The sequence below is a fragment of the Streptomyces sp. NPDC050418 genome (assembly GCF_044458745.1).
Lineage (GTDB): Bacteria > Actinomycetota > Actinomycetes > Streptomycetales > Streptomycetaceae > Streptomyces.
The window spans coordinates 510,494-534,512 of sequence record NZ_JBITIG010000006.1; the positions used below are offsets into that span (position 1 = coordinate 510,494).

Sequence of the window (24,019 nt, forward strand, 5' to 3'; positions counted from 1 at the left end):
CTTCGGAAAGGTTCGGGTGCGACCCGGCGTACGGGTCTGACGGCCCGGCTACTTGATCATGTAGATCGTGGCAAAGAGGCCGATCCACACGACATCGACGAAGTGCCAGTAGTAGGACACGACGATGGCGGCGGTCGCCTGCTCATGAGTGAACCTGCGGGCCGCGTACGTCCGGCCGAGGACGAACAGGAAGGCGATGAGGCCGCCCGTCACGTGCAGGCCGTGGAAGCCGGTAGTCAGGTAGAACACCGAGCCGTACGGGTCGGACGAGAGCGAGAGGCCCTCGTGCTTGACCAGCTCCGTGTACTCGAAGACCTGACCGCCGATGAAGATCGCGCCCATGATGAAGGTCACGATGAACCACATCCGGAGCTTCTTCACGTCGCCGCGCTCGGCGGCGAAGACGCCGAGCTGGCAGGTCAGCGAGGAGAGCACCAGGATCGTGGTGTTCGTCGCCGAGAACGGGAAGTTCAGGCTCGAGGCCATTTCCTTCCAGTGATCGGGACCCGTAACCGATCGCAGGGTGAAGTACATCGCGAAGAGGGCCGCGAAGAACATCAGCTCGGAGCTCAACCAGATGATGGTTCCGACGCTGGTGAGGTTCGGCCGATTGACCGACGGGTGCGCGTGCCCGGTTTCTACTGTCGTTGCTGTCGCCACGACCGACATTATGTCGGTCGCTTATCTGGCACTCACTCCGGGGGGTGCCGTTCGGAGTGTTCGCGCCCCATGTCCTGCCCGTATGGCCCATCGAAGGCCTCTGCATACCGGTGTTGACGGGGTGTTCGACGGAGTAGCATCCGGCCAACGGCAAGCCCCGAAGACAGCGCAGTCACGGAGGAACCATGCAGTCGACCGCCACGGTCCTGGTCTACAGCGACGACGCCAACACCCGGGAACAGGTCCGGCTGGCGACCGGGCGCAGGCCGGCCGCGGATGTGCCCCAGGTCGAGTTCATCGAGTGCGCCACCCCCGCCGCCGTCCTCAAGGAGCTGGACCAGGGCGGGATCGACGTCTGCGTCCTGGACGGCGAGGCCGTGCCGATGGGCGGGATGGGCCTGTGCCGGCAGCTCAAGGACGAGATCTTCCAGTCCCCGCCCGTGCTGCTCCTCATGGGCCGCCCGCAGGACGCCTGGCTGGCCACCTGGAGCCGTGCGGAGGCCGCGGTGACCCTTCCGGTCGAGCCCGTCGAGTTCGCCGCCTCACTGGCCGCCCTGCTGCGCACGCGCCTCGCGATCGGCGCCTGACTCCCCCGTCCCTTTCATGAGTTGAGCCCGTACGGAGGTCCGTACGGGCTCAAGCCATGTCACGCGTTCGGGTCATTCCGGACCCGGGCGGGACCTCACGGGCGCCCCACGCGGTGCCTCACGCGGTGCCTCACACCTCGGGCCGGAGCCGGGCCTCGTCGTGGGGCAGCTGGCCCTCGCGCAGTCCGGCGTTGACGACACTGCCCTTGCGCCAGTCCTTCCACTCCATGTTCCAGTCGCCGAGGCCGTTGCCGTACGAGGGCATGCTGTCGCCGTAGCTGTTGATGGTCCGCACGATGTCGCCGGGCTGGACCATGCCGTAGAACCAGGCGGCGTTGCCTGTGCTCATTCCCACACAGCCGTGGCTGACGTTGGCGTAGCCGTGCGAACCGGCCGACCAGGGCGCGGCGTGCACGTACTCGCCGGTGTCCGTGAGGCGGGTCGCGTAGTAGACCTGCTTGTCGTAGAACTCGGCGGCGCCGATGGCGCTGCTGGTCATCCGGACCACGTACTCCTTGTCGAGCACGACCTTGGTGCCGTTGCGCGTCTCCCAGCCGGGCATGCCGGTGGTCACGGGGATGGAGTTGATCTCCTCGCCGTTGCGGTAGACGGTCATGTAGTGGGCGCCCGCGTCCACCACGGCCACGACCTTGCTGCCCGTGGAGAGCTTGATGGGCTTGCCCTCGCCGCCCCACAGGTTGTCGTCGATCTTCACGCCCTGAAGGTGCGAGGAGACGGAGATCTTGGCGTTCGTGGGCCAGAAGTCCTTCGGGCGGAAGTGCAGTTTGTCGTCCTCGAACCAGTGCCAGGTGCCTTCGGCGGCGGGCACCGAGCGGACTTCGAGGGAGCGCTCGATGATGGCGCGCGCCTTCTTGTCCGTGACGGGGCGGCTCAGCTTGGCGGTGATCGGGATGCCGACGCCGTACTGGCCCTCACCGGGCCCGAACGTGACGTTCAGACGGCCCTTCTTCGCCGCTTCACGGGTCTCGAAGGCGAGGACCTTGCGGCCGGGCGCCCCGTCCTCGTCCTCGGTGCTCACACGGACCGTGTACGCCGCCCCCGCGGCGAGCGGTGTGGTGGTGTGCCAGCGCTTGCCGTCGGCGGCGAGCTCACCGGCGACGTAGCGCCCCAGCGAGTCCGTGGCGGTGACGTCGGTGATCCGGCCGTCCTCGCCCTGGGCGGTGACCTCCAGCGGCTTGTCGGGGTCGGCCTTCTGGCTGCCCGCAGGCCCGTTGAAGGCGATCTGGCCCGCCGCGTCATACGGCTTCGCCGAGAGCGGGTGGCCGTCGGAGCCGCAGCCCGTGGCACCCGCGACCAGCGCGGCCACAAGGACGGTGCAGCTCAGTACGGTGCGCGTACGCGGTGAGTGGCTCATGAGCACACGCTAAGAAGGTTTGTCACGAACGGCGCGCCGAGTGCTCCGTACGAGAAGCTCAAACTGCTGCAAAAGAGGGGCCCGGACGACTCCTGACGGAGTGTCCGGGCCCCTTGCAGACCTCAGCGTGCTAACGCGTCACTGGTTCTGGTTCTCACCGCGGTAGTACTCGAAGACCCAGCCCCACAGGCCGATCAGGATGATCGGGGCGGAGAAGTAGAGCAGCCACCAGCCGAAGACGACGCCCATGAAGGCGAGCGCGCCACCGACCGCGAGGGAGAGCGGCTGCCAGCTGTGCGGGGAGAAGAACCCCACCTCGCCGGCCTCGTCCGCGACCTCGGCCTCCTTGTCGTCCTGCGCGAGGTTGTCCATCCGCTTGGCCGTGAAGGCCAGGTAGAAGCCGACCATCATGCACAGCGAGAAGGACAGGAAGAGCGCCGTGGTACCGACCGGCTCCTTCGACCACACGCCGTAGACGATCGCCATGGCGAGCACGAAGACGCTCAGCCAGATGAACATCTTTCCTTGGACCTTCACTTGCCGGCCTCCTTGCCGCCCGCAAGGGCCTTGTCACCGTGGCCGGAGGCAGCGAGCTGCTCCTGCTCCATGGCGACGATCTCCGGGTGGTGCAGATCGAACGCCGGGGATTCGGAGCGAATACGCGGCAGCGTGAGGAAGTTGTGCCGCGGCGGCGGGCAGGACGTGGCCCACTCGAGCGAGCGGCCGTAGCCCCACGGGTCGTCGACCTCGACCTTCTTGCCGTACTTGGCCGTCTTCCAGATGTTGTAGAAGAACGGCAGGATCGACAGGCCGAGCAGGAACGAGGCGATCGTCGAGATCGTGTTCAGGGCGGTGAAGCCGTCGGCCGCGAGGTAGTCCGCGTAACGACGCGGCATACCCTCCGCGCCCAGCCAGTGCTGGACGAGGAACGTGCCGTGGAAGCCGATGAACAGCGTCCAGAAGGTGATCTTGCCCAGGCGCTCGTCGAGCATCTTGCCGGTGAACTTCGGCCACCAGAAGTGGAAGCCGGCGAACATCGCGAAGACGACGGTGCCGAACACCACGTAGTGGAAGTGCGCGACGACGAAGTACGAGTCCGAGACGTGGAAGTCCATCGGCGGCGAGGCCAGGATGACACCGGTCAGACCACCGAAGGTGAAGGTGATCAGGAAGCCGATGGTCCAGAGCATCGGGGTCTCGAAACTCAGGGACCCCTTCCACATCGTTCCGATCCAGTTGAAGAACTTCACGCCTGTTGGTACGGCGATCAGGAACGTCATGAAGGAGAAGAACGGCAGTAGCACTCCGCCGGTGACGTACATGTGGTGGGCCCACACGGTCACGGACAGACCGGCGATCGCGATCGTCGCACCGATCAGACCGATGTAACCGAACATCGGCTTGCGGGAGAAGACCGGGATGATCTCGGAAATGATGCCGAAGAACGGCAGCGCGATGATGTACACCTCTGGATGGCCGAAGAACCAGAAGAGGTGTTGCCAGAGCAAGGCGCCGCCATTTGCGGCATCGAATACATGCGCACCGAATTTACGGTCCGCCTCCAGGGCGAACAGCGCGGCCGCGAGCACCGGGAAGGCGAGCAGGACCAGAACACCGGTCAGCAGCACGTTCCAGGTGAAGATCGGCATACGGAACATCGTCATGCCCGGAGCGCGCATGCAGATGATCGTGGTGATGAAGTTGACCGAGCCGAGGATCGTGCCGAAGCCGGAGAAGGCCAGACCCATGATCCACATGTCGGCGCCGATACCCGGCGAGCGGACGGCGTCCGACAGCGGCGAGTAGGCGAACCAGCCGAAGTCGGCGGCACCCTGCGGGGTGAGGAAGCCGGCGACGGCGATCAGCGAGCCGAACAGGTACAGCCAGTAGGCGAACATGTTCAGCCGCGGGAACGCCACGTCGGGCGCGCCGATCTGCAGCGGCATGATCCAGTTCGCGAAACCGGCGAACAGCGGCGTCGCGAACATCAGCAGCATGATCGTGCCGTGCATCGTGAACGCCTGGTTGAACTGCTCGTTCGACATGATCTGCGAACCGGGACGGGCCAGTTCGGCGCGCATGAAGAGCGCCATCAGGCCACCGATGCAGAAGAACGCGAACGACGTGACCAGATACAGCGTGCCGATCGTCTTGTGGTCGGTGGTGGTCAGCCACTTCACCACGACGTTGCCGGGCTGCCTGCGCCGGACCGGGAGCTCGTTCTCATACGAGTCATCGGCTGCGGCGGCACCCTTGGGTTGCTCGTTGAGGATGCTCACAGTTGGGTCTTCTCCGAATTCCTGGCATTGTCCGTCTGCTCAATGCCGGCCGGGACGTACCCGGTCTGGCCCTTCTTCGCGAGCTCTTCCAGGTGCTCCTGGTACTTCTCGGGAGAAACGACCTTCACGTTGAACAGCATCCGGGAGTGGTCCACGCCGCAGAGCTCGGCGCACTTGCCCATGAAGGTGCCCTCCTTGTTGGGGGTCACCTCGAAGACGTTCGTGTGCCCGGGGATGACGTCCTGCTTCATCAGGAACGGCACGACCCAGAAGGAGTGGATGACGTCGCGCGAGGTCAGCACGAAGCGGACCTTCTCGCCCTTCGGCAGCCACAGCGTCGGACCCGGGTTGTTGTTCTGCGGGTTCCGGGTGCCCGGGGTGCCGATGTCGTAGACACCGCCGGCGTTGGCCGGGAAGGCATCGCGGTACTTGTCCGGGATGTCCTTCAGGTTCTCGTCCGTCTTGGCGTCGCCCTTCGAACCGGGCACGTCCTCGACGTAGTTGAAGCCCCAGCTCCACTGGAAGCCGACCACGTTGACCGTGTGGGTCGGCTTCTCGGAGAGCGCGAGAAGCTTCGATTCGTCACGTGCCGTGAAGTAGAAGAGCACCGAGACGATGATGAGCGGAACGACCGTGTACAGCGCCTCGATGGGCATGTTGTACCGAGTCTGCGGAGGAACCTCGACCTTGGTGCGGCTGCGCCGGTGGAAGAAGACGCTCCACAGGATCAGGCCCCAGACAAGGACGCCCGTGGCGAGCGCAGCCGCCCACGAGCCCTGCCAGAGGGAGAGGATCCTGGGCGCCTCCTCCGTGACAGGAGTCGGCATTCCTAGGCGGGGGAAATCCTCATATGTGCAACCAGTTGCGGTCACCAAAATGAGGCCCGCAGTCAGCACCTGCGGCAGCTTCCGCCGCATCGGGCGCCGCGACGAGCGGTCGGAGCCGTTGGGACTCACGTAGCGCCTTCCCGAGAGTCTCGCCCGCTCGACCGGGCTCGGCCGTGATGCTTGGTCGGGCGCCGGCCCGTGTACGGGCAGGGGTTTGGATGTTTATGCGGACCAAACCCTACTGGACGCTATTTGGGGTCGCGCGGGGAGGGTGCCCAACGCGCCGGGCGAAGACCCGAAGGGGTGGAATAGGGCCCTTGAACAGGCAACTGACGCCCCCTCGACTGATACCGACAACAGGTCGGAGCACCCCTGGTCAGGCGTATGGCCCGGGCGCCTCGAACCCCTCGTACGGGCGTAGCGTGAGGCCGTGCCGTACTTCGATTCCGCGACCTCCGCTCCCCTGCACCCCGTCGCCCGCCAGGCCCTGCTCGCCGCGCTCGACGAGGGCTGGGCCGACCCGGCCCGGCTCTACCGCGAGGGCCGCAGGGCCCGGCTGCTGCTCGACGCCGCCCGGGAGGCGGCGGCGGAGGCGGTGGGCTGCCGCCCGGACGAGCTGGTGTTCACGGCATCGGGGACGCAGGCGCTGCACACCGGGATCGCGGGGGCGCTCGCCGGACGGCGGCGCGCCGGGCGTCACTTGATCGTGTCGGCCGTGGAGCACTCCGCGGTGCTCCATTCGGCCGCCGCCCATGAGGAGCAGGGCGGATCACTGACGGAGGTCCCGGTGGACCGGGGCGGCCGGGTCGACGCTTCTTTGTTCGTACGGTCCCTGCGCGAGGACACCGCCCTCGCCTGCCTGCAGTCGGCGAACCACGAGGTGGGCACGGTGCAGCCGGTCGGCGAGATCGCCGAGGTGTGCCGTGCGGCCGGGGTGCCGCTCCTGGTGGACGCCGCGCAGTCGCTGGCGTGGGGGCCGGTGGAGGGTGACTGGTCGCTGCTTGCGGGCAGTGCGCACAAATGGGGCGGGCCCGCCGGGGTGGGTCTCCTCGCCGTACGCAAGGGGGTGCGGTTCGCCGTGCAAGGGCCCTCGGACGAGCGGGAGTCGGGGCGCGCGCCCGGGTTCGAGAACCTGCCGGCGATCGTCGCGGCGGCCGCCTCGCTGCGGGCCGTGCGGGCGGAGGCGGCCCAAGAGGCCGCGCGGCTGCGGGAGTTGACCGCGCTGATCCGCTCGCGGGTGCCGGAGCTCGTGCCGGACGTGGAGGTCGTCGGGGACCCCGGGCGGCGGCTGCCGCATATCGTCACGTTCTCTTGTCTCTATGTCGACGGAGAGACGCTGCTGCACGAGCTGGACCGGGCCGGTTTCTCCGTTTCATCCGGTTCCTCCTGCACCAGCTCCACCCTGACGCCGAGCCATGTGCTCAAGGCGATGGGTGTGCTCAGCGAGGGGAACGTCCGGGTGTCGCTGCCGGCGGGGACGCCCGCCGAGGACGTCGGGCGCTTCCTCGATGTGCTCCCGGGCGCTGTCGCGTCCGTACGGGAGAAGCTGGGCGCGCCCGTCACGACGGCGGGCGCACCGGGCCTGGAGGCCCTGACCCTCGACACCCTGGGCAAGCGCTGCCCGCTCCCGGTGATCGAGCTGGCCAAGGCGATCGTCCGCGTGAAGGTCGGCGGCACGGTGACCGTCCTGTCCGACGACGAGGTCGCCGAACTGGACATCCGCGCGTGGTGCCATCTGCGCGGCCAGGAGTACGTGGGCGAGGAGCCGGCGGACCAGGGCTGGGCCTACGTGGTCCGCCGGACCTCTTAGCGGGACGGGGGCGCCTTGCCGGGACGAGGCGCCCGCCCGCCTACGCCAGGTGAGCCTGGACCTCCGAGGCCGCCTCGAAGCCGTACGCCTTCGTGAAGCGGTCCATGAAGTGGGCGCGGCGCAGGGTGTACTCCTGGGTGCCGAGGGTCTCGATGACCAGCGTGGCGAGCATGCAGCCGATCTGGGCGGCGCGCTCCAGGGAGACGCCCCACGACAGACCGGACAGGAAGCCCGCGCGGAACGCGTCGCCGACGCCGGTCGGGTCGACCTTCGCCTCCTCCTCCGGGCAGCCGACCTCGATCGGGTCCTCGCCGACGCGCTCGATGCGCACACCGCGCGAGCCGAGCGTGGTGACCCGGTGGCCGACGCGGCCGAGGATCTCCTCCTCGGTCCAGCCGGTCTTCGACTCGATGAGGCCCTTCTCGTACTCGTTGGAGAAGAGGTACGTGGCGCCGTCGAGCAGCGTGCGGATCTCGTCGCCGTCCATGCGCGCGATCTGCTGCGAGAAGTCGGCGGCGAACGGGATCGAACGCGAGCGGCACTCCTCGGTGTGCCGGAGCATCGCCTCCGGGTCGTCCGCGCCGATCGACACCAGGTCGAGCCCGCCCACACGGTCGGCGACGGTCTTCAGCTCGATGAGACGGGCCTCGCTCATCGCTCCCGTGTAGAAGGAGCCGATCTGGTTGTGGTCCTTGTCCGTGGTGCACACGAAGCGCGCGGTGTGCAGCGTCTCGGAGATACGGACCGATGCGGTGTCGACGCCGTGGCGGTCGAGCCACGCACGGTATTCGTCGAAGTCCGAGCCGGCCGCGCCGACCAGGACCGGCGCGCTGCCGAGCTGTCCCATGCCGAAGCAGATGTTCGCGGCGACGCCTCCCCTGCGCACGTCGAGGTTGTCGACGAGGAAGGACAGGGAGACCGTGTGCAGCTGATCGGCGACCAGCTGGTCGGCGAAGCGGCCGGGGAAGGTCATCAGGTGGTCGGTGGCGATGGAGCCGGTGACTGCGATACGCACGACGGGAGTCTCCTGGCGTGGGCTGGGGTTGACACCTCACGCTACCGGGAAGTCGGCTCATCTCTGAACCTGCGAAATTACCGTAAAGTAGACCTTTTTCTTGCGGCCATGACCTGCGTACGGTGCGGTTATGTCGAAGCACACGGCGCCCGCGCCTTCCTCCGTCACCCAGGACTTCACACTGAAGCAGCTGCAGGGGGACTGCGCCCGTATGGTGCCGCACTGGGCCGCGCCGCACCATCCTGCCGCCGCTCCCGTGCCCGCCTCCCGTATCCATGGGATCGTCGTGCCACCGGCGTCCGCGCGGATGCTGGACGGCATGTCGGAGTACGGGGACTGACCGGCGCGCACCCGTTCGGGAACCGAACAGACTCCCCGGCCGTCACACCGCTGTAGCCGCCGCAAAAGGGGAGTGCACTGGTGAGCACGGAAGAGATGGGTGAGGAGACCCGCAGGCCCGCATCGCGTCTGATGGTGGCCTCGGTCGCGGTGGCCGTGCTGCTCGCGGGCGGCGGCGTCGCGTATCTCACGGCCGGATCACCGGCCGGCGGCCGCGGCGACTCGCGTGCGCCCGCCGGCGACGGCGCACCTCCCCCGCTCACCCTGGACGGCTATACGACGCAGTCCGGCGGCGGCGAGCCCGTGCCGGGCGGTGCGGTGTTCTCCGCGCAGGGAGAACTGCCGAAGGCCCCGGAGTCCGTGCCCGTGTACCGGGCACAGGGCGAGGTGAGCGCCGGTCAGGTGGCCGCGCTGGCCAAGGCCCTGAAGGTGCCCGGCAAAGTGGGCACGCAGGGCGCAGAGTGGCGGGTCGGCAAGCCGGGCGGGCCGGGTCTGACGGTGACCAAGCAGGCGCCGGGTACCTGGACGTACACCTCGTTTGTCGCCGGCTCCGGTGAGGACTGCCCGCGCGAGGGCGGCTGCGAGAAGCCCGTCGGCTCGTCCGGTCTGGCGAATCTGCCGGCCGTCGACGAGGAGCGGGCCAAGGCGGCGGCGGCTCCGGTGCTCAAGGCGCTGGGGCAGGACGACGCGAAGCTCGACACGCGCCAGACCATCGGTTCCTTGCGCGTGGTGAACGCGGATCCCGTGGTCGGCGGGCTGCCCACGTACGGCGTGACGACCGGGATCAAGGTCGGCCCGGACGGTGAAGTGTCCGGTGCGAGCGGGCAGTTGGCGAAGCCGGTCAAGGGCGACGCGTATCCGGTGATCAGCGCCGGGCAGGCGCTGAAGCAGCTCAACGCCTCGGCGTCCGCGCCGGTGCCCGGGAAGATCGGCGGCTGCGCCAGCGCCGTACCGCACGAGGACGATCTCACCGTGGGCGAGCCGCAGCAGCCGTGCGACATGGGCGTGAAGCCCGCGCCGCCGAAGCCGCAGCGGGTGACGGTGGAGTCCGCGGTGCTCGGGCTCGCCGCGTACCACGAGAAGGGGCGGCAGGTCCTGGTGCCGTCGTGGCTGTTCACCCTGGGCGGCGGGCAGGACGGCACGGTGACGCATCCGGCCGTGGACAGGAAGTATCTGCGCGAGCCCGCGCCGCTGCCGACGGACGGGCCGAGCCTGCCGTCGGACGGGCCCGGCTTCACCGAGCGGCCGCCGACGCCGACCCCCGACCAGCCCGGTGAGCCCTCGCAGAGCGGGCCGCGGAGCGTGCACATCGAGGCGTACAGCGCGTCCGGGCGGACGCTGACGGTGCATTTCTGGGGCGGGGTCTGCAGTGAGTACGCGGCCTCCGTGGAGGAGAGCGCGGACCGGGTCGTGGTCCGGGTGACGGAGACGCCGAAGAAGCCCGGGACGTACTGCATCATGATCGCCAAGGAGCTCAAGGAGACCGTGCAGCTGGACCGGCCGCTCGGTGACCGGGAGGTCGTCGGTGCGGACGGGGCCCGGCTGCCCGCGAAGTAGCTTCCGCAGGGCTTAGCTGAAGGAGTCGCCGCAGGCGCAGGAGCCCGTGGCGTTCGGGTTGTCGATCGTGAAGCCCTGCTTCTCGATCGTGTCGACGAAGTCGATCGAGGCGCCGCCCAGGTACGGGGCGCTCATACGGTCGGTGACGACCTTCACACCGTCGAAGTCCTTCACGACGTCGCCGTCGAGCTGACGCTCGTCGAAGAACAGCTGGTAGCGCAGGCCGGAGCAGCCGCCGGGCTGGACCGCGACCCGCAGCGCCAGGTCGTCACGGCCTTCCTGGTCGAGCAGAGCCTTGACCTTGGAGGCGGCGGCGTCGGACAGTTGGATGCCGTCGCTCACGGTGGTCTTCTCGTCCTGAACGGACATCTACATCTCTCCCGGGTAGTACGGAGACTGCTTCCGCCTTGGGCAACCTTGCCCGTCCGGGAATCATTCCCGGGGCCAGGCCCGGTTTTCGGGCGCACCTTCATGCTCGCACATCCCCCACCCCGCACCCAGGGCCGGAGATGCGTCACATCGACACGATGGGCATCGTCAATCTGACGTGAAGCGGTTATGATAGATAGCGTCAATTCGACGAAAAGCAGGCCCGGACGGTGGGTCTGCCCGCCGGAAGAAGAAAGGGTGCGTGACGTGACCACGGCCCAGGATCTCGCCCACAACGTTGACCCGCAGCCGACTCCGCTCGCCCTGCTGCTGCTCGGCCGCGAAGCCGACGCCAAGAGCGAGCGCGGTGTGGACTGCCCCGGCGACCTGCCCTCCCCGTCCGACCCGGACCTGGTCGAGCGTGCCCGCGCCGCCAAGGAGAAGCTCGGCGACAAGGTCTTCGTGCTCGGGCACCACTACCAGCGCGACGAGGTCATCCAGTTCGCCGACGTGACCGGTGACTCCTTCAAGCTCGCGCGCGACGCCGCCGCGAAGCCGGAGGCCGAGTACATCGTGTTCTGCGGTGTGCACTTCATGGCCGAGTCCGCCGACATCCTGACCGGAGACGACCAGAAGGTCGTGCTGCCCGACCTCGCCGCCGGCTGCTCGATGGCCGACATGGCCACCGCCGAGCAGGTCGCCGAGTGCTGGGACGTGCTGACCGAGGCCGGGATAGCCGAGCAGGTCGTGCCCGTCAGCTACATGAACTCCTCGGCCGATATCAAGGCGTTCACCGGCAAGCACGGCGGCACGATCTGTACGTCGAGCAATGCGAAGAAGGCCCTTGACTGGGCGTTCGAGCAGGGCGAGAAGGTGCTCTTCCTGCCGGACCAGCACCTGGGCCGCAACACCGCCGTCCGCGACATGGGGATGTCCCTGGACGACTGCGTGGTCTACAACCCGCACAAGCCGAACGGCGGGCTGACCGCCGAGGAGCTGCGGAACGCCAGGATGATCCTGTGGCGCGGGCACTGCTCGGTGCACGGACGCTTCAGCCTCGACAGCGTCAACGACGTGCGCGAGCGGATCCCGGGCGTCAACGTCCTGGTGCACCCCGAGTGCAAGCACGAGGTCGTCGCGGCCGCCGACTACGTCGGCTCGACCGAGTACATCATCAAGGCCCTCGAGGCCGCCCCGGCCGGGTCCAAGTGGGCCATCGGCACCGAGCTCAACCTCGTGCGGCGCCTGGCGAACCGCTTCGCGGCCGAGGACAAGGAAGTGGTCTTCCTCGACAAGACCGTCTGCTTCTGCTCGACCATGAACCGGATCGATCTGCCGCACCTGGTCTGGACGCTGGAGTCGCTCGCGGAGGGCAACCTCGTCAACCGCATCCAGGTCGACACCGAGACCGAGTCCTTCGCCAAGCTGGCGCTCGAGCGGATGCTCGCGCTGCCGTAAGCAGCGGTCATACGCCGAAGGGGCGCCCTCCGCCATGGAGGGCGCCCCTTCGCGTTCACGCGTCCGTCAGTGGTCGAGAGCGTCCAGGAGACCGCTGTCGGAGTCCACGTCCGTGCCCGGCTCCGCGCCCTGCTCCGGGATGTCCTTGTCCCGCTTGGTGTCCTTCGCCGCCCGCTTGGCCGCCTTCTTCTCCGCCCGCTTCTCCTTGCGCAGTTCGAGCATCGCGTAGAGCGTCGGTACGAGGAGGAGGGTCAGCAGCGTCGAGCTGAGCAGACCGCCGATCACCACGATGGCCAGGGGCTGGCCGATGAAGCCGCCCTCGCCCGTGACGCCCGCCGCCATCGGCAGCAGCGCGAAGATCGTGGCGAGCGCGGTCATGAGGATCGGGCGCAGACGGTGGCGGCCGCCCTCGATGACCGACTCGACCACACCGAGGCCCTGGGCCCGGTACTGGTTGATCAGGTCGATCAGGACGATCGCGTTGGTCACCACGATGCCGATGAGCATCAGCATGCCGATCAGCGCCGGAACGCCCATCGGGGTGCCCGTGACGATCAGCAGGCCGATCGCTCCGGTGGCCGCGAACGGGATGGAGACCAGCAGGATCAGCGGCTGCGCGAGGGACCTGAAGGTCGCCACGAGCAGCATGAACACGATCGCGATGGCCGCGAGCATCGCGAGGCCGAGGGAGGCGAAGGCCTCGTCCTGGTCCTCGGAGACTCCGCCGATGGCGACCGTGGCGCCGTCGGGCAGGTCCTTCTCCAGCTCGTTCAGCTTGGTCTGCAGCGAGGCGCTGACCGCACCCGTGTTGTCGCCGGTCGGCTTGGCCGTGATGGTGGCCGCGCGCGAACCGTCGATCCGGGTCATGGAGACCGGGCCGTCGACGACCTTCACCTCGGCGATGTCACCGAGCTTGACGCGGCCGAGGTCCAGCTTCTTCAGCTCGGCCACCGTGGTGGCGGGCTTGGCGGACTTCACGAGAACGTCGCGCTCGGTGTCGTCCAGGATCGCCTTGGTGCTCGGGGTGCCGCGCACGGACTGGGCGACGATCTGGCCGAGGGTCGCGTCGTTGAACCCGGCGGCCGCGGCCTTGTCGTTGGCCCGGACCGAGATCCGCGGGACGGACTGCGACAGGTCGCTCTGCACGTCGGTGACGTCGTCGATCTCCGCCACCTCGGCGCGCACCTGCTCGGCGGCCTTCGCCAGGACGTCGGCGTCGGCGGCCTTCACGACCACGCTCAGGTCCTGGTTCGCGAAGCCGTCACCGGCCGCGATCCGGGTGTCGCCGATGCCGTCGAGGCCCTTGAGCCCGGCCTCGATCTTGTCGCGCGTCGCCTCGTACTCGGCGTCGTCGGTCAGAGTGACCTGGTACGAGGCCTGGTTGGTGTCCGTACCGCCGCCGAAGGCCGCGAGCCAGCCGGAGGAGCCGACCGTGACCTGGTGGTCCTTGACCTCGTCGATACCGTCGAGGACGTCCTCGATCTTCTGCGTGGCCTCGTCCGTGGCGGCGAGGCTGGTGCCGGGCGCCAGCTCCTGCTTGATGGACAGGACCTTCTGCTCGCCCTGGTCGAAGAAGTTGGTCTTCAGCATCGGGGCCAGGCCGAAGGTGCCGACCAGGATCACGATCGCCAGGAAGACGCTGGTGAGACGGCGGCGGGTGGCGAAGCGCAGCACGGGTACGTAGATCCGCTGCAGGATGCTCTTCGCCTCCTTCGCCTCGGCGGCCTCACGGGCCTTCTCCGGGTCCTCGGACGTGCCCTTGGGCGCGCGCAGGAACCAGAACGACAGGACCGGGACGACCGTCAGGGAGACGATCAGGGACGCGAGCAGCGCCGCGGTGACGGTCAGCGAGAACGAGCCGAACAGCTCGCCCACCATGCCGCCGACCAGCCCGATCGGCAGGAACACCGCGACCGTGGTGAGCGTCGAGGAGGTGACGGCGCCGGAGACCTCGCGGACGGCGTTGAGGATGGCGTCCTTGCGCTCCTCGCCGTACGTGAGGTGCCGCTTGATGTTCTCCAGGACCACGATCGAGTCGTCCACGACGCGGCCGATCGCGATCGTCAGGGCGCCCAGCGTGAGCATGTTGAGCGAGAGATCGCGGGTCCACAGCACGATCAGTGCGAGCACGACCGAGAGCGGGATGGAGACCGCGGTCACCAGCGTCGAGCGGAGCGACGCGAGGAAGACAAGGATCACGATGACCGCGAAGGCGAGGCCGAGCGCGCCCTCGGTGGTCAGGCTGGAGATGGACTTCTCGACGGCCGGGCCCTGGTCGGAGACGACCGTGAGGTCGGCGCCGGCGCCCAGGTCCTTGCGCAGCGAGGGCAGTTCGTCCTCGACGGCCTTGGAGATCGCGACCGCCGAGCCGTCCTGGTCCATGGTGACGACGATCGCGAGGCTGGGCTCACCGTTCGTCCGGGTCAGGGAGTCGGCCTTGGCCTCGGTCTCCTCGACCTTCGCGACGTCGGCGAGGCGTACGGGCTTCGCGGGCTTGGCGCCGGGAGCCGCCTCGCCGGTGACCATCAGGTCCTCGATCTGCTCGAGGGAGCTGAAGCCGCCGCCGACCTGGACGGTGCGGTTCTTGCCGTCCTCGTCGAAGGAACCGGCCGGCAGCGTGGCGCCGCCCGCCTGCAGGGACTTCACGAGCGCGGCGGAGTTCAGACCGGCCTTGGCCAGCTTGGCGTCGTCCGGCGTGACGGAGACCTCGACGTCGCGGACGCCGTCGATGGCCACCTGGGCGACCCCGTCGATGCCTTCGAGCACCGGCACGACCGAGCGGTCGAGGGCGTCGGCGAGCGCCTGCTGGTCCTTGCCGTCGGCGGACGCGGCGAGCACCACGGTCGGGATGTCGTCGGTGGAACCGGCGACGACCTGCGGGTCGACATCATCGGGGAGCTGGGCGCGGGCGCGGTTGACGGCCTGCTGGACATCGGCGACGAGCTGCTTGGAGCCGTCGCCGTAGTCGAAGGACGCCATGAGGAGCGCGTTGCCCTCGCTCGCGGTGGACGTGACGCCCTTGATGCCGTCGACGGCTTCGAGCGAGTCCTCCAGCGGTTCGACGACCTGCTTCTCGACCACGTCGGGCGAGGCACCCTGGTACGGGGCGATCACCGACACCATCGGCAGCTCGATGGAGGGCAGCAGCTGCTGCTTCAACTGGGGAATGGCAATCGCACCGAAGACCAGCGCGACGATCGACACCAGGCCGATCAGGGCCCGTTGAGCGAGGCTGAACCTGGACAGCCAGGACATGGGATGGGGACTTCCTTCTGTGGCTTACGCGGCGGGGGCGCCCACGCCCTGGGGGAACGCATGGGGGTGCCCGCGTACACGATCGGCCATCGCCGGAGCGGATTCCTCGCCCCTCGGACCCGTTTCCTTATGCGGCGCCTACTGCGGGCGCAGTACACGCACTCCGTCCCCGGAGGGAGCGTGTCCGGCTCGCCCTGGTTCGCCCGGCGGGATCAGTCGCCCTTCGGCCGGACAAGTCCGGATTCATAGGAGATGACGACGAGTTGGGCGCGGTCGCGGGCGCCGAGCTTCGCCATCGCCCGGTTCACATGGGTCTTCACGGTGAGCGGGCTGACGCTGAGCCGTTCGGCGATCTCGTCGTTGGAGAGCCCGCCGGCGACCTGCACGAGCACCTCGCGCTCGCGGCCGGTGAGCTGGGCGAGGCGGTCGGCGTGCGCGCCGCCGTCGCCGTCGCCCGGGTCCGAACTGCCGCCCTGGGCGAGGAACTTGGCGATCAGCCCTTTGGTCGCGACGGGCGACAGGAGCGCCTCGCCCGCGGCCGCGACCCGGATCGCGTTGAGCAGCTCCTCCGGTTCGGAGCCCTTGCCGAGGAAGCCGGAGGCGCCGGCCCGCAGCGACTGCACCACGTACTCGTCGACCTCGAAGGTCGTGAGCATCACCACGTGGACATGGCCGAGTCCGGGGTCCTCGCTGATCATGCGGGTGGCGGCGAGACCGTCCGTGCCGGGCATCCGGATGTCCATCAGGACCACGTCGGCCCGCTCGGCGCGGGCCAGCGCGACGGCCTCGGCGCCGTCCGAGGCCTCGCCGACGACCTCCATATCGGGCTCGGAGTCGACGAGCACCTTGAACGCGCTGCGCAGCAGGGCCTGGTCGTCGGCGAGCAGGACACGGATGGTCATGAGGTCTCCCCCGTTCGGGAACTTGCGAGGCACACCGTTCGAGGCGTCCGCGGGCCCGCGTCGAGGCCCAGGGGCACTTGCGTGAACGGGCTCACGGGCACGTGCGTGAACGGGTTCACGGGCACTTGCGTGAACGGGTCGGCGCCGACGGGGAGTCGGCGCTCAGAGGCAGGATCGCATGGACGCGGAAGCCGCCTCCGTAGCGGGGCCCGGTGGTGCAGGTGCCGCCGAGCGCGGAGACCCGCTCGCGCATCCCGATCAGACCGTGCCCGCCCTCGGACCGTGCGCCCGGGTCGGGTTCGGGCGGGGGGCCGTGCGGGGTGCGGCCCTGGCCGGCCGGAGCGGCCGCGTCCTGTCCGCCCCCGTTGTCGAGCACCGTGATCTCCAGGTTGCGGCTCACGCGCAACACGCTGACCTCGGCCTTGGCGTCGGGGCCCGCGTGCTTCTGCACGTTCGTCAGGGCCTCCTGGATGATCCGGTACGCGGCGAGGTCCACGGCGGCCGGCAGCTGCTCGTCCCCGTCGGCGTGGACCAGTTCGACGGGCAGGCCCGCGGCCCGGAACGTGGCGAGCAGATCATCGAGGCGGGCGAGCCCGGGGGCCGGTTCGGTGGGCGCCTCGGGGTCGCCGGACTGCCGCAGCAGACCGACGGTGGCCCGCAGTTCGTTGAGCGCCGAGCGGCTGGCCTCGCGGACGTGCGCGAGGGCCTCCTTCGCCTGGTCGGGCCGCTTGTCCATGACGTGCGAGGCGACCCCGGCCTGTACGTTGACGAGCGCGATGTGGTGCGCGACGACGTCGTGCAGATCGCGGGCGATCCGCAGCCGCTCCTCCGCGACCCGGCGCAGCGCCTCCTGCTCCCGGGTGCGCTCGGCCCGCTCGGCCCGTTCCCGGATGGCATCGACGAAGGCCCGGCGGCTGCGCACCGCGTCCCCGGCCGCGGCGGCCAGACCGGCCCAGGCGACGACGCCCAGGTTCTCCTGCGCGTACCAGGGCAGCTTGCTCGTCAGCATCGCGACGGCGGTCATGACGGCCATGATCGGCAGTGCGAAGCGCCAGGTCGTCGGACGGTCCGTGGTCGAGGCGACCGTGAACAGCGCGATGACCACGGCCATCATCACGGGGGCCCGCTGCTCGCCGGTGAGCAGCTCGGCGAGGCTGGCAGCGACCGTGATGACGAGGACGAGATACGGAGCGCGCCGCCTGAACACCAGCGCGGCGGCGCTGACCAGCATCAACGTGACGCTGATGCCCTCCGGGGCCCGCCCGAAGTGCGGCCCGTGCATGCCGTACGGCTCCACGAAGGAGGCGGCGACCATACAGGCGAGGACGCCGGCGGCCAGGGTGGCGTCGAACGCCAGCGGGTGGGCGATCAGCCAGTCTCGGAAGCGGGCGAGGGTGGTCACTTCGGGAACGGTACCGGGTGGGGGCCGGGCGGGCCGACGTGCCGTCAATGAGCGCCCACCACCCCCGCCGGATACGCACAGGCCCCGCACTCCGCCGGGTCGGCGGGGTGCGGGGCACCGTGGCAGTGCTGCCGGGGCGGTCCGGCCGGGGTCAGGAGGACCCGGGGAACAGCCCGTCGTCGCTGAGCATCTCCCGTACCTCTTCGAGCGTCGCGTCCACCGGAGGCAGGATCAGCTCGGAGGGCTCCAGGGCGTCGTCCGGGAGCGGGTCGCCCAGCTCGCGGACCTTGTCGAGGAGGGCGTGGAGGGTCCGGCGGAAGGCCGGTCCGTCCCCGTTCTCCATCTCCTCGAGCAGCTCGTCGTCCAGCTTGTTCAGTTCGGCGAAGTGGCTGTCGGCCAGCTTCACCTGCCCCTCCCCCATGATCCGTACGATCATGTCGCTCTCCTCCTGAGGTGGGGTCGCCTACTGCTTGTCGAAGCGGGGAGTGTCCTGCGGCTGCTGGGTCTGCTGCTGGGCGCCGTTGCCGCCCTCGATGGCCTGCTGCTGCGGGGTGCTGCCCCCGGCCAGCTCGGCCTTCATCCGGGCGAGCTCCAGCTCCACGTCCGTACCGCCGGAGAGCCGGTCGAGCTCGGACTGGATGTCGTCGCGGGCCAGGCCCGAGGCGTCGTCCAGGGCGCCCGAGGCGAGCAGCTCGTCGATGGCGCCGGCGCGGGCCTGCAGCTGCGCCGTCTTGTCCTCGGCGCGCTGGATCGCCGTGCCGACATCGCTCATCTCCTCGGAGATGCCCGAGAAGGACTCGGCGATACGCGTCTGGGCCTGGGCCGCGGTGTAGGTGGCCTTGATGGTCTCCTTCTTCGTACGGAAGGCGTCCACCTTGGCCTGCAGGCGCTGGGCGGCGAGCGTGAGCTTCTCCTCCTCGCCCTGCAGCGTCTGGTGCTGCACCTCCAGGTCCGTGACCTGCTGCTGCAGCGCGGCCCGGCGGGACAGGGCCTCGCGGGCCAGGTCCTCGCGGCCGAGCGCGAGAGCCTTGCGGCCCTGGTCCTCCAGCTTGGAGGACTGCGACTGCAGCTGGTTGAGCTGCAGCTCGAGGCGCTTGCGGCTGGTGGCCACATCGGCGACGCCGCGGCGCACCTTCTGCAGCAGCTCCAGCTGCTTCTGATACGAGTAATCGAGGGTCTCGCGCGGGTCCTCGGCCCTGTCAAGGGCCTTGTTCGCCTTCGCGCGGAAGATCATCCCCATACGCTTCATGACACCGCTCATGGGCTTCGCGCGCCCCCTTCTTGACTGATCCAGCCGACTGTCCGCTCCAGCACTGCGACAGAACCCAGCGTACGGGCCCTGCCTCCATTACCGCACTGTTCGTGTGCGGATGCGCTCCTCCCCAAGGACGAAGTACCTGCCTTCCTGCTCCGGCGCAGGGAGTAGATGCCTCTCAGGGACGTACACGGGACGCCCCCGGGAACCATCCACGCCACCCCCCGGGCCGCGACGAGCAGTACGACCCTTACGTCCCTGTAGTGACGCCCGGCGTTGTCGGATCGTTCCCCGGCGGGCTGTGGTCCATGCCCTGGACCCCGTACCCTTGGGTTTCGTGTTCGGTAGCCGCTCCAAGAATGAGAAGACCCCCGCCGCATCGGCGCCGGTCGACTCCCAGACGCCCCGCGACCCCGAAGCTCCGAAGGGTCGCCCCACTCCCAAGCGCAGCGAGGCACAGTCGCAGCGCCGCAGCGTGGCCAATACGCCGATGACCCGCAAGGAGGCCGTGAAGCGCACGCGCGACGCCCGCCGTGCGGACATGGCCAAGCAGCGCGAGGCGCTGGCCAGTGGCGATGAGCGCTATCTGCCGGCGCGCGACAAGGGTCCGGTGCGCAAGTTCGCCCGTGACTTCGTCGACTCGCGGTTCTGCATCGCCGAGTACTTCCTGCCGATGGCCGTGATCATCCTGGTGCTCAGCATGCTGCGGAACCCGCAGCTGCAGAACATCGCGCTGCTCCTGTGGCTCGCCGTGATCGTGCTGATCGTCATCGACTCGGTCATCACCGCGTTCCGCCTGAAGAAGCAGCTCCGTGAGCGCTACCCGGACGAGCCGAAGCGCGGCGCCGTCGCGTACGCCCTGATGCGCACCCTCCAGATGCGTCGCCTGCGCCTGCCGAAGCCGCAGGTGAAGCGCGGAGAGCGGCCCTGAGCGCGGAGTCGTTCACGGGGGGAGCGTCGTTCGCGGGTGACGTGTCCTTCGCGGGAGGCGCGGACAAGTGGCTGCGGCTCATGGGCGGACTGCGGGACGCGGTCCGCCAGGAGCTCGTGACCCGGCAGCTCGACGAGCAGCTGGCCCAGCGCTTCCCCGTCGGCCGCCGGCTGCGGATCCTCGACGTCGGCATGGGCCAGGGCACGCAGGCGCTGCGGCTGGCCCGCGCCGGTCACCAGGTGACCGGTCTGGAGTCCGATCCGGCGATGCTGGTCGCGGCCCGTACGGCGCTCGACCAGGAGCCGGCCGGGATCCGTGAGCGGGTCCGGCTGCTCCAGGGCGACGGCCGCGACACCGGGGTGCACTTCCTGCCCGGCGCCTTCGACGTGGTGCTCTGCCACGGCGTCCTGATGTACGTCGAGGAGCCCGACGCCATGCTCGCCGGGCTCGCGCGGATGCTCGCCCCCGGCGGTCTGCTCTCGCTGCTCGTACGGAACGCCGACGCGCTCGCGATGCGCCCGGGCCTCTGTGGCCAGTGGGACACCGCGCTCGCGGCGTTCGACTCCCCCGTGTACGAGAACCGGCTCGGCCTGACCGTCCGCGCGGACCGCCTGGCCACCCTCACCTCCTCGCTCGCGGGCATCGGCGCGCCGCTGCACGCGTGGTACGGCGTGCGGGTCTTCACGGACCTGGCCGCCGACGACGCACGCCCGCCGTCCGGCGAGGAGCTGGAGCGGCTGCTGCTCGCGGAGGAGCGTGCGGGGCGGACGGATCCGTACCGGCAGGTCGCCGCCCTGATGCATTTGTGCGGCGTACGGGGCTGAGCTACCGGGGCTCGTACGGGACCGGACTCCTGGGTCCCGGCGGAATCAGGTGAAGCCGCCCTGTTGCGCGTCTCCCGTGGCGTGAGCGACGACGACAAGACCGAGAAGCTGCCCGCCCGCGAGACCTGGCGTGCCCTCTACCGGCACTTCCGGCCGCACCGGTGGGTGGTGGCCGTCGGTGCGCTGCTCACGCTCGTCGGTGCCGTGACCGGGCTCGCTCAGCCGCTGGCCGCGAAGGCCCTGGTGGACCGGCTCGACGGGGACGAATCGATCGTCGGGATCCTGATCCTGCTCACCGTCCTGGTCGTGGCGGGTACGGCGATCGAGTCCGTGGGCGCGTACGTCCTGGAACGGACCGCCGAGTCGGTGGTGCTCGCCGCGCGGCGCACGCTCGTGGGCCGGATGCTGCGGCTGCGGATCTCCGAGGTGGAGCGGACCCAGCCGGGCGATCTGATGTCCCGGGTCACCTCCGACACCACGCTCCTGCGGGCCGTCACGACCCAGTCCGTGGTCTCGGCCGTGTCCGGTGGGCTGACCTTCATCGCCACGATCGTCCTGATGGGCCTGATGGACGCGGTCCTGCTCGGCGTCACCCTCGGTGTGATCGTGCTGATCGGCGGCGCCGTCGCGCTCGTCATGCCGAAGATCTCGCAGGCCACCGCGCGGGCCCAGGAGGCGGTCGGCGCGATCTCGACGGCCCTGGAGCGTGCCTTCGGCGCCTTCCGCACGGTCAAGGCCTCGGGCGCCGAGCAGCGGGAGTCGGCCGCGGTCGAGGCGGCCGCGCAGGAGGCGTGGCGGCACGGGGTGCGGTCCGCCAAGTGGCAGGCGGTGGCGTGGAGTTCGGTGGGGCTCGCCGTCCAGGTGTCGTTCCTCGCGGTGCTCGGGATCGGCGGGGCGCGGGTCGCCTCCGGGGCGATCTCGGTGTCCACGCTCGTGGCGTTCCTGCTCTTCCTCTTCTATCTGATCGACCCCGTGTCACGGCTGGTCGAGGCGGCCACGCAGTACCAGGTCGGCGCCGCGGCCATCGCGCGGATCGTGCAGGCCGAGCGGATGGAGACCGAGGAGGCGCCATCCGCGGACGAGGCAGCGGACGAGCCCGGGGACGAGCCCGGGGAACGGGAGACGGCACCCGCGTCCGTCACCTTCGACGACGTCCGCTTCCGCTACCGCGACGAGCTGCCGTACGTCCATCACGGCGTGAGCTTCGAGGTGCCGGGCCCCGGGATGACCGCCTTCGTGGGGCCGTCGGGCGCGGGCAAGACCACGGTGTTCGGGCTGATCGAGCGGTTCCACGAGGCAAGCGGCGGGCGGGTCCTCGTCGACGGCCGCGATGTGCGCGCGTGGCCGCTGGCCGCACTGCGGGCGCAGATCGGTTACGTGGAGCAGGACGCCCCGGTCCTCGCGGGCACCCTGCGCGAGAACCTGCTGTTCGCGGCGCCCGATGCCTCCGAGGAGGCCATCGCGGACGTGCTCGTACGGGCGAAGCTCGACGCGCTCGTCGAGCGGCTGCCCGACGGCCTCGACTCCCTGGTCGGACACCGCGGTTCGCAGCTTTCGGGCGGGGAGCGGCAGCGCGTCGCCATCGCGCGGGCGCTGCTCAGAAAGCCGCGGCTGCTGCTGCTCGACGAAGCCACGTCGCAGCTCGACGCCGTCAACGAGCTGGCGCTGCGCGACGTGGTCGCGGAGGTGGCACGCGAGGTGACCGTCCTGGTCGTGGCGCACCGCCTTTCGACGGTGACGCTGGCCGACCGGATCGTGGTGATGGACGCGGGGCGGGTCCGGGCGGTGGGCACGCACGAGGAGCTGGTGGCGGCCGATCCGCTGTACGGGGAGCTGGCGGCCACGCAGTTCCTGGCGTCCGCGCAGGCCTGAGGGGCGGCACAAGGCGTCCGGTGGGCGCCACCTGTTCGGCCCCGTACGGGAGGCCGAGCGAGTGACGTGCTGGCGACAATCCGGATATGAACCGAATACGTACTGCTCGTGCGCCCTCTCGCCCCTCCACCGGCTCGCGTCCTACGGCGCTCCGCAAGGCCGTCCCCCTCACCGCCGCGCTGGGCGCCGCCGCCCTGCTCGCGGGCTGCTCGGGTACCGGGTCCGGTGCGGACGGCTCGGACACGACCACGCAGGCCGCCGCGGTCGCCCGCAAGGACGGGGCCGCGCTGCAGGACGACTACATGAAGGTGATCAAGGACGTGCTGCCGTCCGTCGTGCAGATCACCGCGGGCGACAGCCTCGGCTCCGGTGTCGTGTACGACGACAAGGGCCATGTGGTCACCAACGCGCATGTCGTCGGGGACACCAAGACCTTCAAGGTCACCGCGGCCACCGGCGGCCGCGAGCTGACGGCGAAGCTCGTCTCCAGCTATCCCGAGCAGGACCTCGCCGTGATCCAGCTGGACAACCCGCCGAGCAGCCTGAAAGCCGCGAAGCTCGGGGACTCCTCGAAGGTCGAGGTCGGCCAGATCGTGCTGGCGATGGGCTCACCGCTGGGGCTGTCCTCCAGCGTGACGCAGGGCATCGTCTCGGCGACCGGCCGCACCGTCAGCGAGCCGCGCACCGGCGACAGTCCGGGCGCGACGATCGGCAACATGGTGCAGACGTCGGCGGCGATCAACCCCGGCAACAGCGGCGGCGCCCTGGTCAACCTCGACGGCGAGGTGGTCGGCATCCCGACGCTCGCGGCGACCGACCCCGGGATGGGCGACAGCGCCGCGCCGGGCATCGGCTTCGCGATCCCGGCGTCGATGGTGCAGACCGTCGCCGGGCAGATCGTCGAGGACGGCGAGGTCACCGACTCGGGCCGGGCCGCGCTCGACATCTCCGGCCGTACGGTCCTGGGCGACGACTACAAGCCGGCGGGCGTCGCGGTGGTCCAGGTGCAGTCGGACGGCGCGGCCGCCGACGCGGGGCTCGAACAGGGCGATGTGATCACGCGCTTCGGCGACACGGAGGTCACGACGATCACCTCGCTGTCGGAGGCGCTCGCGGCGAAGAAGCCGGGTGACAAGGTCCAGGTGGTCTACGACCGGGACGGTTCGCGCCGCACGGCCGAGATCACGCTGGGCGAGATGTGAGGACGGGGTGGGGGGGGGGGGGGGGGGGCCCCCCCCCCCCCCCCCCCCCCCCCCCCCCCCCCCGCCGGCGCCCGCCCGGGCGCCCCCCCCCCCCCCCCCG

The 24,019-nt window shown here is 69.7% G+C and carries 21 protein-coding genes; 9 read left to right on the forward strand and 12 right to left on the reverse strand.

What is annotated here, in order from left to right; all coding sequences use genetic code 11:
* Window positions 1–48: 48 nt before the first annotated feature.
* A complete protein-coding gene (locus ACIBI4_RS17610) occupies window positions 49–669 on the reverse strand; it encodes a heme-copper oxidase subunit III (RefSeq protein WP_399204788.1) in 621 nt (206 codons plus the stop codon).
* Between the two features lie 176 nt (window positions 670–845).
* Here ACIBI4_RS17610 and ACIBI4_RS17615 point away from each other — a divergent pair, with 176 nt between their 5' ends.
* The gene (locus ACIBI4_RS17615) at window positions 846–1,247 is read left to right on the forward strand and encodes a hypothetical protein (protein WP_399204789.1); all 402 of its coding nucleotides are present in this window, start codon (window positions 846–848) and stop codon (window positions 1,245–1,247) included.
* A 130-nt stretch (window positions 1,248–1,377) separates the two neighbouring features.
* Here ACIBI4_RS17615 and ACIBI4_RS17620 read toward each other — a convergent pair whose 3' ends face one another.
* The 4 genes from ACIBI4_RS17620 to coxB form a co-directional block, all read right to left on the reverse strand.
* Window positions 1,378–2,622: an Ig-like domain-containing protein gene (locus ACIBI4_RS17620; RefSeq protein ID WP_399204790.1), complete on the reverse strand. Its 1,245-nt coding sequence runs from the start codon at window positions 2,620–2,622 to the stop codon at window positions 1,378–1,380.
* A 138-nt stretch (window positions 2,623–2,760) separates the two neighbouring features.
* A complete protein-coding gene (locus ACIBI4_RS17625) occupies window positions 2,761–3,159 on the reverse strand; it encodes a cytochrome c oxidase subunit 4 (RefSeq protein ID WP_399204791.1) in 399 nt (132 codons plus the stop codon).
* Entirely contained in the window at window positions 3,156–4,901 is a 1,746-nt protein-coding gene (gene ctaD, locus ACIBI4_RS17630; RefSeq protein WP_399204792.1) for a cytochrome c oxidase subunit I, read from the reverse strand. The genes ACIBI4_RS17625 and ctaD overlap by 4 nt, the downstream gene beginning before the upstream one ends.
* A complete protein-coding gene (gene coxB, locus ACIBI4_RS17635) occupies window positions 4,898–5,857 on the reverse strand; it encodes a cytochrome c oxidase subunit II (protein ID WP_399204793.1) in 960 nt (319 codons plus the stop codon). Before coxB ends, ctaD begins: the two co-directional genes overlap by 4 nt.
* A 301-nt stretch (window positions 5,858–6,158) precedes the next feature.
* On the opposite strand from coxB, the gene ACIBI4_RS17640 reads away from it, so the two are divergent.
* Entirely contained in the window at window positions 6,159–7,538 is a 1,380-nt protein-coding gene (locus ACIBI4_RS17640; RefSeq protein WP_399204794.1) for a cysteine desulfurase/sulfurtransferase TusA family protein, read from the forward strand.
* A gap of 40 nt (window positions 7,539–7,578) precedes the next feature.
* Here ACIBI4_RS17640 and ACIBI4_RS17645 read toward each other — a convergent pair whose 3' ends face one another.
* The gene (locus ACIBI4_RS17645) at window positions 7,579–8,553 is read right to left on the reverse strand and encodes a carbohydrate kinase family protein (protein ID WP_399204795.1); all 975 of its coding nucleotides are present in this window, start codon (window positions 8,551–8,553) and stop codon (window positions 7,579–7,581) included.
* Between the two features lie 130 nt (window positions 8,554–8,683).
* Here ACIBI4_RS17645 and ACIBI4_RS17650 point away from each other — a divergent pair, with 130 nt between their 5' ends.
* Together ACIBI4_RS17650 and ACIBI4_RS17655 are read left to right on the forward strand one after the other, a co-directional pair.
* Complete coding sequence (locus ACIBI4_RS17650) at window positions 8,684–8,893, forward strand: hypothetical protein (protein ID WP_399204796.1); 210 nt, start codon at window positions 8,684–8,686, stop codon at window positions 8,891–8,893.
* Window positions 8,894–8,973: 80 nt separating this feature from the next.
* Window positions 8,974–10,449 carry a hypothetical protein gene (locus ACIBI4_RS17655; protein ID WP_399204797.1) on the forward strand — a complete coding sequence of 492 codons (1,476 nt, stop codon included), beginning with the start codon at window positions 8,974–8,976 and terminating at the stop codon, window positions 10,447–10,449.
* A 12-nt stretch (window positions 10,450–10,461) separates the two neighbouring features.
* Here the strand turns inward: ACIBI4_RS17655 and erpA are convergent, their stop codons facing one another.
* A complete protein-coding gene (gene erpA, locus ACIBI4_RS17660; protein WP_399204798.1) occupies window positions 10,462–10,818 on the reverse strand; it encodes an iron-sulfur cluster insertion protein ErpA in 357 nt (118 codons plus the stop codon).
* Window positions 10,819–11,076: 258 nt separating this feature from the next.
* Between erpA and nadA the strand changes: the two genes are divergently transcribed.
* On the forward strand, window positions 11,077–12,276 hold the full coding sequence (gene nadA, locus ACIBI4_RS17665) for a quinolinate synthase NadA (RefSeq protein WP_399204799.1): 1,200 nt from the start codon (window positions 11,077–11,079) through the stop codon (window positions 12,274–12,276).
* Window positions 12,277–12,342: 66 nt separating this feature from the next.
* Here the strand turns inward: nadA and ACIBI4_RS17670 are convergent, their stop codons facing one another.
* The 5 genes from ACIBI4_RS17670 to ACIBI4_RS17690 all read right to left on the reverse strand — a co-directional run bounded on the left by ACIBI4_RS17670 (window position 12,343) and on the right by ACIBI4_RS17690 (window position 19,096).
* Window positions 12,343–15,531, reverse strand: coding sequence for an efflux RND transporter permease subunit (locus ACIBI4_RS17670; protein WP_399204800.1), 3,189 nt, complete (start codon window positions 15,529–15,531; stop codon window positions 12,343–12,345).
* Window positions 15,532–15,743: 212 nt separating this feature from the next.
* The gene (locus tag ACIBI4_RS17675) at window positions 15,744–16,433 is read right to left on the reverse strand and encodes a response regulator (RefSeq protein WP_399204801.1); all 690 of its coding nucleotides are present in this window, start codon (window positions 16,431–16,433) and stop codon (window positions 15,744–15,746) included.
* Between the two features lie 115 nt (window positions 16,434–16,548).
* The gene (locus ACIBI4_RS17680) at window positions 16,549–17,835 is read right to left on the reverse strand and encodes a sensor histidine kinase (RefSeq protein ID WP_399204802.1); all 1,287 of its coding nucleotides are present in this window, start codon (window positions 17,833–17,835) and stop codon (window positions 16,549–16,551) included.
* 151 nt (window positions 17,836–17,986) lie between these two features.
* The gene (locus ACIBI4_RS17685; RefSeq protein ID WP_399204803.1) at window positions 17,987–18,271 is read right to left on the reverse strand and encodes a hypothetical protein; all 285 of its coding nucleotides are present in this window, start codon (window positions 18,269–18,271) and stop codon (window positions 17,987–17,989) included.
* A 27-nt stretch (window positions 18,272–18,298) separates the two neighbouring features.
* Window positions 18,299–19,096, reverse strand: coding sequence for a PspA/IM30 family protein (locus ACIBI4_RS17690; RefSeq protein ID WP_399204804.1), 798 nt, complete (start codon window positions 19,094–19,096; stop codon window positions 18,299–18,301).
* A 295-nt stretch (window positions 19,097–19,391) separates the two neighbouring features.
* Here ACIBI4_RS17690 and ACIBI4_RS17695 point away from each other — a divergent pair, with 295 nt between their 5' ends.
* The 4 genes from ACIBI4_RS17695 to ACIBI4_RS17710 all read left to right on the forward strand — a co-directional run bounded on the left by ACIBI4_RS17695 (window position 19,392) and on the right by ACIBI4_RS17710 (window position 23,919).
* The gene (locus tag ACIBI4_RS17695) at window positions 19,392–20,021 is read left to right on the forward strand and encodes a DUF3043 domain-containing protein (RefSeq protein WP_399204805.1); all 630 of its coding nucleotides are present in this window, start codon (window positions 19,392–19,394) and stop codon (window positions 20,019–20,021) included.
* Window positions 20,022–20,101: 80 nt separating this feature from the next.
* Entirely contained in the window at window positions 20,102–20,845 is a 744-nt protein-coding gene (locus ACIBI4_RS17700; protein ID WP_399204833.1) for a class I SAM-dependent methyltransferase, read from the forward strand.
* 60 nt (window positions 20,846–20,905) lie between these two features.
* Window positions 20,906–22,717: an ABC transporter ATP-binding protein gene (locus ACIBI4_RS17705; protein ID WP_399204834.1), complete on the forward strand. Its 1,812-nt coding sequence runs from the start codon at window positions 20,906–20,908 to the stop codon at window positions 22,715–22,717.
* An 86-nt stretch (window positions 22,718–22,803) separates the two neighbouring features.
* Window positions 22,804–23,919, forward strand: coding sequence for a S1C family serine protease (locus ACIBI4_RS17710; RefSeq protein ID WP_399204806.1), 1,116 nt, complete (start codon window positions 22,804–22,806; stop codon window positions 23,917–23,919).
* Window positions 23,920–24,019: the final 100 nt, after the last annotated feature.

Bases quoted from the DNA above. Each gene is read 5' to 3' on its own strand.
- ACIBI4_RS17700 (WP_399204833.1), top strand. From the start codon at position 20,102: ATGGGCGGACTGCGGGACGCGGTCCGCCAGGAGCTCGTGACCCGGCAG.
- ACIBI4_RS17610 (WP_399204788.1), bottom strand. From the start codon at position 669: ATGTCGGTCGTGGCGACAGCAACGACAGTAGAAACCGGGCACGCGCAC.
- ACIBI4_RS17675 (WP_399204801.1), bottom strand. From the start codon at position 16,433: ATGACCATCCGTGTCCTGCTCGCCGACGACCAGGCCCTGCTGCGCAGC.
- ACIBI4_RS17690 (WP_399204804.1), bottom strand. From the start codon at position 19,096: ATGAGCGGTGTCATGAAGCGTATGGGGATGATCTTCCGCGCGAAGGCG.
- ACIBI4_RS17685 (WP_399204803.1), bottom strand. From the start codon at position 18,271: ATGATCGTACGGATCATGGGGGAGGGGCAGGTGAAGCTGGCCGACAGC.
- ACIBI4_RS17650 (WP_399204796.1), top strand. From the start codon at position 8,684: ATGTCGAAGCACACGGCGCCCGCGCCTTCCTCCGTCACCCAGGACTTC.
- ACIBI4_RS17615 (WP_399204789.1), top strand. From the start codon at position 846: ATGCAGTCGACCGCCACGGTCCTGGTCTACAGCGACGACGCCAACACC.
- ACIBI4_RS17620 (WP_399204790.1), bottom strand. From the start codon at position 2,622: ATGAGCCACTCACCGCGTACGCGCACCGTACTGAGCTGCACCGTCCTT.
- ACIBI4_RS17710 (WP_399204806.1), top strand. From the start codon at position 22,804: ATGAACCGAATACGTACTGCTCGTGCGCCCTCTCGCCCCTCCACCGGC.
- ACIBI4_RS17670 (WP_399204800.1), bottom strand. From the start codon at position 15,531: ATGTCCTGGCTGTCCAGGTTCAGCCTCGCTCAACGGGCCCTGATCGGC.
- erpA (WP_399204798.1), bottom strand. From the start codon at position 10,818: ATGTCCGTTCAGGACGAGAAGACCACCGTGAGCGACGGCATCCAACTG.